The following is a 13,469-nucleotide window of genomic DNA, read 5'->3' as shown; positions in this document are numbered from 1 at the left end:
ACCCCGCGTTGCTGTTTAAAGTGCGACGACGCCAGGTCACCTTCCCCGTGGGAGGTGACCTGACGTCGTCGTACTTTCTGCGTTTCAGGCTTTGGCAGCGGTGAGCAGCTCGTCGAGCCGCTCGTAGCCTTCTGTCATGCCGCCCTCCATGCCGGACTGGGCCATGCCGTCACGTGCCTCCATGCTGGGGTAGACGGAGTGGCCGCGCAGCCTGCACCGGCCACCGCCCAAGTCCTCGAACGTCATGAACTCGAGGCTGACCACGTCCGGATAACCGCCGAACTCGAAGGTCTGGAGGGCAAACTCGTTTTCACGGACTGTATGGAACACCCCGGTGAATTCGTAAGCCACGCCGTCCGGCCCGGTGTGGATGTATCGGTAGGTGCCGCCGCTGCGGAAGTCGTAGTGGTCCATCTCCATTTTGAGGCCGCGGGGGCCCAGCCACTGCGCAATAAGACCCGGTTCCTTGTGCGCCCGGAATACGTCCGCGACGGGGAAATCGAACTCACGCTCGAAGTCGATGAAGGGAAGGCCTTCGGGGACACTGAGTTTCAGGGGATTGGTCATGGCTTTTCCTTTGCCTTGGCGCCGTGGTGCCCGGCGCTGGATTGAAGCACGGCATCAAGGCTGCGGAACTGCTCCTCGCGGACCAGCCGGTACTGGTCGATCCATGCGGTGAGTGCCTCCAGCCGTGCGGGGTTCAGGTGGACGGGCCTGCGCTGGGCCTCCCTGGTCCGGGTAACCAGTTGCGCCTGCTCGAGTACCTGGATGTGTTTCGAAACTGCCTGCTTGGAAATTTCGAATGGTTCCGCCAACTCATTGACTGTGGCCGGGCCCCGGCTGAGCCGGGCAATGATGCTCCGCCGCACGGGGTCGGCCAGGGCCATAAAGGCCGAGTCCAACGCAGTACTTTCGAAGTTCATGTGCGGCCTCTTGCTAATCAACTAAATTGTTTATCAACCTCTTGGTTGTTTAACCCTACTCCTTTATTCAGCGGCCTTCAAGACCCCTTGCCCTTGTTTCGCCGTCCCAGCTTTTGTTAGTATGTCAGGACAAACTGCCGGAGGAGCAAAAATGCCACTTGTACGTATCGATGTGAATGAAGGACGCAGTGCAGAGGAGCTGCAGCGGCTGAGCCTCTGCATCCATGACGCAATCCTTGCCGAATATGGCATCCCAGAGCGGGACTACTTCCACATCCTCACCGAACACCCACAGGGGCAGATCTTCGCCCAGGATGCCGGGCTCGGGTTCGAACGGACCGGGGGAGTGGTGATGATCCAGATATTTACCCAGGGCGGCCGGACGCAAGAGGCGAAGCAGCGGCTGTTCGCGGCGGTTGCCGAAAAGCTGGCCGAGGTGGGTGTTGCCGGGGAGGACGTCTTCATTGGCTATGTCGAAAACACTGCCGGCGACTGGTCCTTCGGGTTTGGGCGGGCGCAGTATGTGACCGGAGAACTAGCCGTACCGCGCAAGTAGGCAGTGCCTGCCGCACTGCCAAAGTAGCGCGCTCTAACTTTGCTGTAAGTATGTCAGTACAAACCTTTGACAGGACATGAAATCTGGGGCAAAGTAGTCCCTGTGGCCTCCACCACGGCCTGCCAGTCCCGGAGCTCCTGCACTTCAGAGGTCCAGAGTTCCACACCAGAAAGGTCCGCGATCACCGTGACCCACGAGCTTCTTACGATCGGGCGCATCAGCGTTGATATCTACCCGAACGATATTGGGGTGGACCTGGAGGACGTTTCGTCCTTCGGGAAATACCTCGGCGGTTCGCCGTCCAACGTCGCCGTTGCGGCTGCCCGGCACGGCCGCCGCGCAGGCGTGATCACCCGTACCGGGGACGACGCCTTCGGCAAGTACCTGCACCGGGAACTGCACAAGTTCAACGTCGACGATTCCTTCGTCGCTCCCGTGAAGGAGTACCCCACGGCGGTCACCTTCTGTGCCATCAAGCCGGCGACGGACGAGTTCCCGCTCTACTTCTATGGCCGGTTTCCCACCGCGCCGGACCTGCAGATCCAGGCTTCCGAGCTGGACCTGGACGCCATCCGCGAGGCGGGGATCTTCTGGTCCACCGTGACCGGCCTGTGCCAGGAGCCCAGCCGCAGTGCGCACATTGCAGCGCATGAGGCACGTCCGCGGACCCGCCTGGCCGAGGGGCAGTTCACCATCCTGGACCTGGATTACCGGCCGATGTTCTGGGCGTCGGAGGAAGAGGCCCGCGCGGAGGTGGCCAGGATCCTGCCGCACGTGACGGTCGCCATCGGCAACGACAAGGAATGCGCCGTCGCCGTCGGTGAGGGCACGCCCGATGAGCAGGCCGACCGGCTGCTCGCCGCCGGCGTCGAGATCGCCGTCGTCAAGCTCGGCCCTGACGGCGTGATGGCCAAGACCCGCACCGAGCGCGTGGTGTCCGCCCCGGTCCCGGTGGAAACCGTGAACGGCCTGGGCGCAGGCGACTCCTTCGGCGGCGCCTTCTGCCATGGTCTGCTGTCCGGCTGGCCGCTGGCCCAGGTCCTGGACTACGCCAACGCCGCCGGCGCGATTGTCGCCTCCCGCGTGTCCTGCGCGGATGCCATGCCGACGCCGGATGAGGTCACCTCACTGCTGGCCGAACGCGGCCGCCCGGTTCCGGGTACTGTTCCCGGCGCCCCCGTTCCTGATGCCGCTGCCCAGCTTGCCACCGAAGGAGCAGCACTGTGACCCTCACCCCTATCGCCGCCAACCAGGCTGTCAACGACGATCCCCGCCGCTATGAACACCTGAGCGTCATCCGGCTGGAGGACCCGGACGCAGTGGCCCGTGCCGCCGCGTCCCGCCGCCGCCATCCCGGCGTGAAGTCCGGCCGGCAGAACTTCATCGTGGCAGCCGACCACCCGGCCCGCGGGGCCCTCGCGGTCGGTTCGGACCCGGTGGCGATGGCGGACCGCCGCCAGCTGCTGGACCGGCTGCAGATCGCGCTGGCCAACCCCGCCGTGGACGGAATCCTGGCGTCTCCGGACATCATGGATGACCTGCTGCTGCTGGGCGCACTGGAGGGCAAGCTGGTCTTTGGTTCCATGAACCGGGGCGGGCTGTCCGGACTGGTCAACGAATTCGATGACCGGTTCACCGGCCACACCGCTGCCGCCCTGGAAGCCCTGGGCGCTGACGGCGGCAAGATGCTCACCCGGATCTGCCTGGGCGACCCGGACACCGTGGTGACCCTGGAGGCCACCGCCAAGGCCATCGATTCCCTGGCGGAGCGCAAGCTGATCGCGATGGTGGAACCCTTCCTGTCGGTCCGGGAAAACGGGCGGGTCCGCAATGACCTCTCCACCAATGCCGTGATCAAGTCCATCGCGATTGCCGAGGGCCTGGGGTCCACCAGCGCCTACACCTGGATGAAGCTGCCCGTGGTTGCCGGGATGGAACGCGTCATGGCCGCCACCACCATGCCCACCGTGTTGCTGGGCGGGGATCCGGCCGGTACCCAGGACGAGGTCTTCGCCAGCTGGCAGGCCGCCCTGGCGTTGCCGGGGGTGCAGGGCCTGACCGTGGGCCGCACCCTGCTCTACCCCCAGGACGGGGATGTGGCCGGCGCTGTCGCCACGGCCGCTTCCCTTCTTCACCACACCGCAGAAGTATCGGAGTAGCTTCCTATGGGAACAACAACAGGAACACGCAGGATGACGGTGGCGCAGGCGGTCGTCGAGTACCTTTCGAAGCAGTACACCGTCGATTCCATCAACGGTGTTGCCTACCGTGAGCGGCTGATCCCGGGAACATTCGGCATTTTCGGGCACGGCAACGTTGCCGGGGTGGGCCAGGCCCTGAAGCAGTACCAGCAGCTGGACCCGGCCATCATGCCGTACTACCAGGGCCGGAACGAACAGGCCCAGGTCCACCAAGCCGTGGGCTACGCCCGGCACACCCGCCGCCGCCAGACCTTCGCGGTCAGCACCTCCATCGGCCCGGGCTCCTCGAACCTGCTCACCGGCGCCGCGCTGGCCACCACCAACCGCCTCCCGGTACTGCTGCTGCCGTCCGACACGTTCGCCACCCGCGCCGCGGACCCGGTCCTGCAGCAGCTGGAGCAGCCCTACGCCTACGACCTGACGGTGAATGACGCGTTCCGGCCGCTCTCCAAGTTCTTCGACCGGGTTAACCGGCCCGAGCAGCTGTTCTCCGCGTTCCACCACGGCCTGCGCGTCCTGACCGACCCCGCCGAGACCGGCGCCGTAACCATCTCGCTGCCGCAGGACGTCCAGGCCGAGGCCTTCGACGTCCCGGAGGAGTTTCTGGCAGAACGGGAATGGCGGATCCGCCGCCCGGACGCGGACGACGACGACATCGCCCGCGCCGCCGAGGCCATCCGGGCCGCGAAACGGCCGCTGATCATCGCCGGCGGCGGCGTCCTCTACGCCTACGCCAATGACGAACTCGCGAAGTTTGTGGAGCTGACCGGTATCCCGGTGGGCAACACCCAGGCGGGCGTCGGCGTCCTGCCCTGGGACCACAAACACGCCCTCGGCGCCATCGGTTCCACCGGCACGACGGCGGCGAACGCCATCGCTGCCGAGGCGGACCTGATCATCGGGATCGGCACGCGCTACGAGGACTTCACCACCGCGTCCCGCACGGCGTTCCAGAACCCTGACGTGGGTTTCATCAACATCAACGTCGCACCGATCGACGCCTACAAGCACGGGACCACGCTTCCCATCGTCGCCGACGCCCGCAAGGCACTGGTCAAGCTCAACGCAGCCCTCGGCGGCTACCGCGTGGGCGCCGACCTGGAACAGACGGTGGCTTCTGAGAAGAAGCGCTGGGATGCCACCGTGGACGAGGCCTTCGACACCCGCCACACCCCGCTGCCGGCGCAAAACGAAATCATCGGCGCCACCTCCCGGGCCATGGACGCCCGCGACGTGGTGATCTGCGCGGCCGGGTCCCTGCCCGGGGACCTGCACAAGATGTGGCGGGTCCGGGACCCGTTCGGCTACCACGTCGAATACGCGTACTCCTGCATGGGCTACGAAATCCCCGGCGGCCTCGGCGTGAAGCGCGCGGCCCTCGCCGAAGCGGCAAGTACGACGGCGGGCGGGGATCCTGCCGAGGTGCGGGACGTCGTCGTGATGGTAGGGGACGGCTCCTACCTGATGATGCACACCGAACTGGTCACCGCCGTCGCCGAACGCATCAAGCTGATCGTGGTCCTGATCCAGAACCATGGCTACGCCTCCATCGGCTCGCTCTCGGAGATGCTCGGTTCCCAGCGGTTCGGTACCCAGTACCGGACGCTGAACGAGGAACAGCACAGCTTCGACGAGGGCGAAACCCTTCCGGTGGACCTGGCCCTGAACGCCGAGTCCCTGGGCGTGAAGGTCATCCGGATCGAGCCGGGGGAGAAGGTCATCGCCGAACTCGAACAGGCCATCCGCGACGCCAAGGCCGCACCGGAACGCGGCGGTCCAATCCTGATCCACGTCGAATCCGATCCCCTGCTGGATGCCCCGTCCTCCGAGTCCTGGTGGGATGTTCCCGTCTCCCAGGTCTCCGAACTGGACTCCACGAAACAGGCCTTCCAGACCTACACCGGCCACAAGAACCGCCAGCGCAAACTGCTGGGCTGACGTTCCCCCTTCACCATTCAAGGAAGAGTCCCCATGACTGCCACCACCACTGAGACCACCACGATTCACCACTTCATCAACGGCGCCGAAACTGCCGGCGAGGGTGACCGCACCACGTCCGTCTACAACCCTGCCACCGGGCAGGTCACCGCGGAGCTGCGGCTGGCCAACCGCGCAGACCTGGACGCCACCGTTGCCGCCGCCCGCAAGGCCGCCGATACCTGGGGCGACATCTCCCTGGCCAAGCGCACCGCGGTGCTCTTCAAATTCCGCGAACTGGTCGCCGGCCACGTCGACGAACTGGCCGCCCTCATCACCGCCGAGCACGGCAAGGTCCTTTCCGACGCCAAGGGTGAAATCGGCCGTGGCCTCGAAGTCATCGAATACGCCTGCGGTATCCCCACGCTGCTCAAGGGCGACTACTCCGACCAGGTTTCCACCGGGATCGACGTGTTCAACTTCCGTGAACCCCTCGGCGTTGTTGCCGGCATCACGCCGTTCAACTTCCCCGTCATGGTGCCGCTGTGGATGGCCCCGATGGCCATCGCGACCGGCAACGCCTTCATCCTCAAGCCCTCCGAACGCGACCCCTCCGCGTCCATGCTGCTGGCAAAGCTGTGGAAGCAGGCGGGCCTGCCCGACGGCGTGTTCCAGGTCCTGCACGGTGACAAGGAAACCGTGGACGGACTCCTGACCCACCCGGACGTGGACGGCATCTCCTTCGTCGGTTCCACTCCCATCGCGCAGTACGTCCACGAGACCGCCACCAAGCACGGCAAGCGCGTCCAGGCCCTCGGCGGGGCCAAGAACCACGCCATCGTCATGCCCGACGCCGACCTGGACAACGCCGCCGACCACCTGGCCGCCGCCGCGTTCGGCTCCGCCGGCGAACGCTGCATGGCCATCTCCGTCGCCGTGGCGGTCGGGGACGCCGCGGACCTCATCGTCAAGAAGGTCGAAGAACGCGCCCTGGCCGTCAAGGTCAACAACGGCACCGCGCCCGACGCCGAAATGGGCCCGGTCATCACGCCCGCCTCCAAGGAACGCATCGTCAGGATCGTCACCGAAGCAGAACAGGCCGGCGCCGCCATGGTGGTGGACGGCCGCGACCTGGTGGTCCCCGGCCACGAAGACGGCTTCTGGGTGGGCCCCACCGTCATCGACCACGTCAAGACCGGAATGACCGCCTACACCGAGGAAATCTTCGGACCCGTCCTCGTGGTGGTCCGGGTCGACACCCTCGAAGACGGCATCAAGCTGATCAACGCCAACCCCTACGGCAACGGCACCGCCATCTTCACCTCCTCCGGCGCAGCGGCCCGCAAGTTCCAGCGCTCCGTCACGGTCGGCATGATCGGCATCAACGTGCCCCTCCCAGTGCCGGTGGCCTACCACTCCTTCGGCGGCTGGAAAGCCTCGCTTTTCGGTGACAAGCACATCTACGGCCCCGAAGGCGTCTCCTTCTACACCCGCGGCAAGGTCATCACCTCCCGCTGGCCTGAAACCCACCACGCCTCCGGCGCCTCCTACAACTTCCCGTCGAACTAAGGAACGTCCAATGACTGAGAACAAACTGATCATCGGCACCGCTCCGGACTCCTGGGGTGTGTGGTTCCCGGACGACCCCAAGCAGACGCCATGGGAGCGCTTCCTCGACGAAGTGGCTGAGTCCGGCTACAAGTGGATCGAGCTGGGCCCGTACGGCTACCTGCCCACCGACCCCGCCCGCCTCGCAGAGGAACTGAAGCAGCGCGACCTCAAGGTCACCGCCGGCACCGTGTTTACCGCGTTCCACCGTGGCCTGGACCAGTGGGAAACCGCCTGGGAGCCGGCCCGCAAGGTGGCTGAACTGACGGCAGCCATGGGCGGCGAGCACATCGTGGTTATCCCGGCCATGTGGCGCGATGACGTTACCGGCGAAGCCGTGGAAAGCGGCACGCTCAGCGACAAGGCCTGGGGTGACCTGTTCGCCGGGCACAACCGCCTGGGCAAGACCCTGCTGGAGGACTTCGGCCTGAAGCAGCAGTTCCACTCGCACGCGGACTCCCACGTCGGCGCGCAGGAGGACATCGAAACGCTGCTGGGCGCAACGGACCCGCAGTACCTGAACCTGTGCCTGGACACCGGACATGCTGAATACTGCGGCGCCTCAAGCCTCGAACTCATCAAGAACTACCCGGACCGGATCGGCTACCTGCACCTGAAGCAGATCAATCCGGAGATCCTCAAGAAAGTCAACGAGGAAAACATGACCTGGGCGGCCGCCAACCTGGCCGGCGTCATGACCGAACCGCCGAACGGACTGCCGGACCTCCGCGCCGTCATCGAAGCCGTCGAAGTGCTGGACCGCCCCATCTTCGGCATCGTGGAGCAGGACATGTACCCCGTCGCCTTCGACGTGCCCATGCCCATTGCCAAGCGCACGCGCAACTACCTGCTGTCCTGCGGCTCCCGTACCGCCGTCAGCTAACCCCCGCCACAGACACTCAAAAGGACAGAACAATGACTGAAACCCTCCGCGTAGCCGTCATCGGCGCCGGACGCATGGGCGCCGACCACATCCAGCGGCTCCACACACGCATCCACGGAGCCGAAGTTGCCGCCGTCGTGGACGTTGACCTGGCCCGTGCAGAGGCGGCCATCGAAGGCATCCCGGGCGCCGTCGCCCTGGCCGACGCTGAGGAAGCCCTCAACAACGGCGACGTCAACGCCGTGCTCATCGCCACGCCCGGTTTCCTGCACGAGGACATCCTGCTCAAGGCGATCGCGAAGGACATCCCGATCCTCTGCGAAAAGCCCCTCACGCCGGATGCCGAGTCCTCCTGGAAGATTGTCCAGGCCGAGGTTGAACTGGGCCACAAGCGCATCCAGGTGGGCTTCATGCGCCGCTTCGACGCAGAGTACGCCTCGCTGGGCAAGATCATCCGCGACCATGAACTGGGCGAGCTGCTCATGCTGCACCACCAGCACCGCAACCCCACCACGCCGGAGGGCTTCACGAACGAGATGCTGATCAACGACTCCGTTGTCCACGAGTTCGACGCGATCCGTTTCTTCACCGGCGAGGAGATCACCAGCATCCAGGTCCGCCTGGGCAAGGCCACCAAGAACGCGCCCTCCGGACAGCACGATCCCCAGCACGTCCTGCTTGAGACAGAGTCCGGCGTCCTGGCCGACGTCGAGATCTACGTCAATGCCAAGTTCGGCTACGAAGTGGCCACCCAGGCTTCCTTCGAAGAAGGCATCGTTAGCATCGGCGGCGACAAGGGCCCCTACACCCGCAGCGCCGGCCGCTGGGGCGGTAATGTCACCCCGGGCTTCGAAGAACGTTTTGGTGCGGCGTACGACGTCGAAATCCAGTCATGGGTGGATGCCGCACTGCGCGGCGAAATCGGCGGTCCCACCGCCTGGGACGGCTACGCCACCGCGGCTTGCTGTGAAGCCGGCGTTGAGGCGCAGAAGAACGGCGAAAAGGTGGCTGTGAAGCTGGCCGCCAAGCCCGACCTGTACAAGTAGATGCAGGAGAAGGGGGCGGACACGTCCGTCCCCTTCCCGGCTCCTCCCATAACTGATCCACAATGGAGTGTTTTACGTGAAAATCGCGCTCGACCCCACCCCGTTCCACCACTCGCACAGCCTGCTCGAGTTCCCGAAGGTGGTTGCGGACCTCGGCTACAAGTACATGCAGATGACCCCGCACGCGGACTTCATCCCCTTCTACAACCACCCCAAAGCGGATGATGAACTGGTGGGCCAGCTGAACAAGTCCTGCAGGGATGCGGGAATCGAAATTGCATCCGTCCTGCCTGTGCTCCGCTGGTCCGGCCCAGATGAGGATGCCCGCGAGGCGGCGGTCCGCTACTGGAAGCGTGCCATCCAGATCACTGTGGACCTCGGCGTCAGCACCATGAACACCGAGTTCAGCGGACGCCCGGAGAAGGCGGAGGAGTCCGAGCGGGCCTTCTACCGCTCCATGGAGGAACTGCTGCCCATCATCGAGCGGGAGGGCATCGACCTGCTGATCGACCCCCACCCGGACGACTTCGTTGAAGAAGGCCTCGCCGCCATCCGCGTGATCCGCGGCCTGAACTCGAAGAACGTGGGCATGGTGTACGTGGCATCGCACAGCTTCCACATGAAGAACCAGCCACTGGACATCATGCGGGCGGCAGGGGACAAGCTGCGCCTGGTGCACGTGGCCGACACCATGAACCACCACGCCTCGCACGGACTGCGCTACATCACCAACCCGCCGGGCAACCCCGTGCGCGTCCACCAGCACCTGAAAATCGGCGACGGCGACGTGAACTGGGACGAGTTCTTCGGCGGCCTGAAGGAAATCGGCTTCCTTGACAGGGACGACACCGTGATGGTGTCCAGTGTCTTCGCCGAGGACGAGAACGCCGAGGACGTCTCCCGCTACCAGCTGGACGCCATGAAGCAGTACATCCAAAAGGTCAGCCAATGAGTGGCCCTGTGCCTGCGGCAACCGGAACGAAGCCCCCCAACCACAAGAAGGCGCTCCGGACCGTCACCATCATCTCCACGTTCGGTGGCCTGCTCTTCGGCTACGACACCGGCGTGATCAACGGCGCCCTGCCGTACATGCAGGAGGACCTGGGGCTGACTCCCTTGACCGAAGGGCTGGTGACGTCCTCGCTGCTGTTCGGTGCAGCGTTCGGTGCCCTGTTCGGCGGCCGCCTCGCGGACCGCAACGGACGGCGCAAGATGATCATGGTCCTTGCGGTCATTTTCCTGGTGGGAACGCTGGCCTGCACGTTCGCCCCCAACACCGAGGTGATGATCGCCGCCCGGTTCGTGCTGGGCCTCGCCGTCGGCGGCGCGTCCGTCACCGTGCCCGTCTACCTCGCCGAAGTATCGCCAAGCGCGCGCCGCGGCCGGATCGTCACTCAGAACGAACTGATGATCGTGACCGGGCAGTTGCTGGCCTTCATCTTCAACGCCTACCTTGGCAACACCTTCGGGGAATCCGGCGGCATCTGGCGCTGGATGCTGGTGATCGCGACGCTTCCCGCCATCGCACTGTGGATCGGTATGAACTTCATGCCGGAGAGCCCGCGCTGGCTGGCGTCGATGGGCAGCTTCGGTGAAACCCTCAGCGTGCTGCAGCGCATCCGCTCACAGGCCGAGGCCCGGACGGAGTTCGAAGAGGTCAAGGCGATGGCCGTTGAGGACTACAAGTCCAAGATGGGTTCGTGGAAGGACCTGGGCATCCCGTGGCTCCGCCGGATCTTCTTCGTGGGCCTGGGGCTGGCCGTTATCCAGCAAATTACCGGCGTGAACTCCATCATGTACTACGGCACGCAGATCCTGGCACAGTCAGGTTTTGGCCGGGAAGCGGCGCTGACGGCCAACATCGCCAACGGCGTGATCTCGGTGCTTGCCACGTTCGTGGGCATCTGGCTGCTGGGCAAGGTGGGCCGCCGCCGCATGCTGATCACCGGCCAGGTGGGAACGACGTCGGCCCTGCTGCTGATCGGCCTGTTCTCGTTGATCCTGCCCGAGGGCGCCGCCCGCGGCTTCGTCATCCTGTCGCTGACGGTTACCTTCCTCGCGTTCCAGCAGGGGGCCATCTCGCCGGTTACCTGGCTGATGCTCTCCGAGATTTTTCCGCTCAAGATGCGCGGCCTGGGCATGGGTGCTTCCGCGTTTGTGCTGTGGATCGTGAACTTCCTGGTGGGCTTCGGTTTCCCGCAGCTCCTGGCCGCCATCGGACTCTCCAGCACGTTCTTCGTATTTGCCGTCCTGGGCGTCGGCGCCATCGCCTTCGCCGCGAAGTACGTCCCGGAGACCAAGGACAAGAGCCTGGAAGACCTGGAGCACTACTTCAAAAACGTGGCGGGAAAGAAGCCCGAAGCCGCAGTGGGCCACAGCATCTAACAGCAGCCGCCGTACAGCACGGGACGGACGAGTGCCCCTTTGAGCCAGTCTCAAAGGGGCACTCGTGTTTGTGTGTCAGGCCCGGACGTGCAGCTTTGGCAGGGCGTCCACGAGGGGTGCCAGTTCGGGGATGTCCAGCGCCCCGGCCAACGCGCGTTCCAGGGTTTCGTCATGAACCGGCCGGGCTTTTTCGAGAAGGCTGATGCCGCTCGAGGTGAGTTCGGTGTAGATTCCGCGCCGGTCGTCGTCGCAAAGAATCCGCCTCAGGAGTCCCCTGTCCTCCAACCTGTTGACCAGCCGGGTTGTGGCGCTGGGGCTCAAGGCGGTAGCGCGGGCGAGCTGCTGCATGCGCATGTGCCAGCCATCCTGGCGGCTGAGTGCGTCCAGGACCGTGTACTCCACAACGGACAGCTTCGAGTGCGCCTGGAGTGACCGCTCCAGTTCGTTCTCTATCAGTCCGTGGAGGGCCGCCAGGGTCCGCCATCCCTGCGCACGGACCTCTACGGCGTCGTCCTTGATGCCCATGACAATGCTCCTTGAACGGGCGGCCACGGAAGGCCGCGCAGCGGTACGCCTAGATAGTTGCTTGCGCGGGGTATTTGCTCGTGCAACAATAAATACCGCGTCTGCAACTATCTTAGGCGCGTTCCCGTACCGAGTACAGCTCAAAGGAGCATTTCGCATGCCTACTGGTTTACTGGCCCTTGCCCTCGGCGGGTTCGGAATAGGACTCACGGAATTCGTCATCATGGGGCTGCTGCCCGAGGTGGCCGCCGACTTCTTTGTCAGCGAGGCATCGGCGGGGTGGTTCATCTCGGGCTACGCACTGGCTGTGGTGGTGGGCGCCCTGGGGCTGACGGCAGCGGTGACCCGTTTCGACCGGAAACCCGTGCTGGCCACCCTGTTGCTCCTGTTCATCGTGGGGAACCTGCTGTCCGCAACGGCGTCAGACTATTGGCCCATGATGCTTGGCAGGGTTATCGCAGCCCTCGCCCACGGCGCCTTCTTCGGCATTGGTGCCGTTGTGGCGGCGGACATGGTGGCGCCGGCGAAGAAGGCAGGCGCCATTGCCCTGATGTTCACCGGCCTGACCGCAGCCAATGTCCTGGGCGTTCCGTTCGGGACCCTGCTGGGCCAGGCTGCCGGATGGCGTGCCACCTTCTGGGCCATTACCGTGATTGGCGTGGTGGCGCTCGCCGGGATCCTGGCACTTGTTCCTGCCACCGCCGGCACCAGGGGGCAGGCCGGCGGGCTGCGGCGGGAGCTGCAGGCCTTCCGGTCGGGGCAGGTCTGGCTATCCATCGCAGTGACCATCCTGGGATTCGGCGGCATGTTCGGGGCCTTCACCTACATTGCCTACACACTGACCGAAGTGTCCGGTTTTGCCGCCACCACAGTGCCGTGGCTGCTCATTGTGTTTGGCGTTGGCCTCTTTGCCGGCAACACCCTGGGCGGCAAGGCCGCCGACCGGAATGTGGACCGGACCCTGCTGGTGGTGCTCGCCGTCCTGGGCGCAGTTCTGGTGGCCTTCGCGCTCACGGCCGGTAACCAGGTGCTGACGGTTGCCTCCCTGGTCCTGATGGGCGGCTTCGGTTTCGCCACTGTTCCCGGACTGCAGATGCGGGTGATGAAGTATGCCAGCACTGCGCCCACGCTGGCGTCCGGCGCCAATATCGGTGCATTCAACGTGGGCAACGCGTTGGGCGCGTGGCTGGGCGGGGTGACCATCACCGCGGGGCTCGGCTACACTTCGCCGATCTGGGCCGGCGCGGGCATCACGCTCCTGGGCCTGGCAGTGATGGCCTTCGCCGCGGCAGCCGCCAGGCGGAGTGACGCACCCCGTCCGGTGGAAGTGCCGGAGCGGGCCGGTGACCCACTTCCCGCCCGCTGACACCGGCGGGGCCCGAGTGCAGGGACTGTTGCGCAGCGGGGTTAACCAGATGTGACCTG

At 65.2% G+C, this 13,469-nt stretch carries 13 protein-coding genes; 10 read left to right on the top strand and 3 right to left on the bottom strand.

Annotation, left to right across the window (positions count from 1 at the left end; translation table 11 throughout):
* Positions 1-84: 84 nt before the first annotated feature.
* Together P2Q66_RS16725 and P2Q66_RS16720 are read right to left on the bottom strand one after the other, a co-directional pair.
* On the bottom strand, positions 85-567 hold the full coding sequence (locus P2Q66_RS16725; RefSeq protein ID WP_275729919.1) for an SRPBCC family protein: 483 nt from the start codon (positions 565-567) through the stop codon (positions 85-87).
* Positions 564-923, bottom strand: a complete 360-nt coding sequence (locus P2Q66_RS16720) for a metalloregulator ArsR/SmtB family transcription factor (protein WP_275729918.1) — start codon at positions 921-923, stop codon at positions 564-566. Before P2Q66_RS16720 ends, P2Q66_RS16725 begins: the two co-directional genes overlap by 4 nt.
* 151 nt (positions 924-1,074) lie before the next feature.
* On the opposite strand from P2Q66_RS16720, the gene P2Q66_RS16715 reads away from it, so the two are divergent.
* From P2Q66_RS16715 to P2Q66_RS16675, 9 genes are all read left to right on the top strand, one after another.
* Entirely contained in the window at positions 1,075-1,479 is a 405-nt protein-coding gene (locus P2Q66_RS16715) for a tautomerase family protein (protein ID WP_275729916.1), read from the top strand.
* 186 nt (positions 1,480-1,665) lie between these two features.
* Complete coding sequence (gene iolC, locus P2Q66_RS16710) at positions 1,666-2,706, top strand: 5-dehydro-2-deoxygluconokinase (RefSeq protein ID WP_275729915.1); 1,041 nt, start codon at positions 1,666-1,668, stop codon at positions 2,704-2,706.
* Complete coding sequence (locus P2Q66_RS16705) at positions 2,703-3,638, top strand: deoxyribose-phosphate aldolase (protein ID WP_275729913.1); 936 nt, start codon at positions 2,703-2,705, stop codon at positions 3,636-3,638. Before iolC ends, P2Q66_RS16705 begins: the two co-directional genes overlap by 4 nt.
* A gap of 6 nt (positions 3,639-3,644) precedes the next feature.
* Positions 3,645-5,618, top strand: coding sequence for a 3D-(3,5/4)-trihydroxycyclohexane-1,2-dione acylhydrolase (decyclizing) (gene iolD / locus P2Q66_RS16700; RefSeq protein WP_275729911.1), 1,974 nt, complete (start codon positions 3,645-3,647; stop codon positions 5,616-5,618).
* A gap of 33 nt (positions 5,619-5,651) precedes the next feature.
* Positions 5,652-7,166, top strand: coding sequence for a CoA-acylating methylmalonate-semialdehyde dehydrogenase (locus P2Q66_RS16695; protein ID WP_115524230.1), 1,515 nt, complete (start codon positions 5,652-5,654; stop codon positions 7,164-7,166).
* Positions 7,167-7,176: 10 nt separating this feature from the next.
* The gene (locus P2Q66_RS16690; RefSeq protein ID WP_275729909.1) at positions 7,177-8,088 is read left to right on the top strand and encodes a sugar phosphate isomerase/epimerase; all 912 of its coding nucleotides are present in this window, start codon (positions 7,177-7,179) and stop codon (positions 8,086-8,088) included.
* Between the two features lie 32 nt (positions 8,089-8,120).
* A complete protein-coding gene (locus P2Q66_RS16685) occupies positions 8,121-9,134 on the top strand; it encodes a Gfo/Idh/MocA family oxidoreductase (protein WP_275729907.1) in 1,014 nt (337 codons plus the stop codon).
* 76 nt (positions 9,135-9,210) lie between these two features.
* Complete coding sequence (locus tag P2Q66_RS16680; RefSeq protein WP_275729906.1) at positions 9,211-10,086, top strand: sugar phosphate isomerase/epimerase; 876 nt, start codon at positions 9,211-9,213, stop codon at positions 10,084-10,086.
* Positions 10,083-11,519, top strand: coding sequence for a sugar porter family MFS transporter (locus tag P2Q66_RS16675; protein WP_275729905.1), 1,437 nt, complete (start codon positions 10,083-10,085; stop codon positions 11,517-11,519). Before P2Q66_RS16680 ends, P2Q66_RS16675 begins: the two co-directional genes overlap by 4 nt.
* Positions 11,520-11,594: 75 nt before the next feature.
* Here the strand turns inward: P2Q66_RS16675 and P2Q66_RS16670 are convergent, their stop codons facing one another.
* Positions 11,595-12,044: a MarR family transcriptional regulator gene (locus P2Q66_RS16670; protein WP_275729904.1), complete on the bottom strand. Its 450-nt coding sequence runs from the start codon at positions 12,042-12,044 to the stop codon at positions 11,595-11,597.
* A gap of 157 nt (positions 12,045-12,201) precedes the next feature.
* On the opposite strand from P2Q66_RS16670, the gene P2Q66_RS16665 reads away from it, so the two are divergent.
* The gene (locus tag P2Q66_RS16665; RefSeq protein ID WP_275729903.1) at positions 12,202-13,410 is read left to right on the top strand and encodes an MFS transporter; all 1,209 of its coding nucleotides are present in this window, start codon (positions 12,202-12,204) and stop codon (positions 13,408-13,410) included.
* Positions 13,411-13,469 lie beyond the last annotated feature (59 nt).

Origin of the sequence: Arthrobacter sp. Cr_A7 (assembly GCF_029222765.1) — a bacterium.
Taxonomy (GTDB): Bacteria; Actinomycetota; Actinomycetes; order Actinomycetales; family Micrococcaceae; genus Arthrobacter.
The sequence above is the reverse complement of the archived record's forward strand: the minus strand, read 5'-3'. Positions and strand labels throughout refer to the sequence as shown.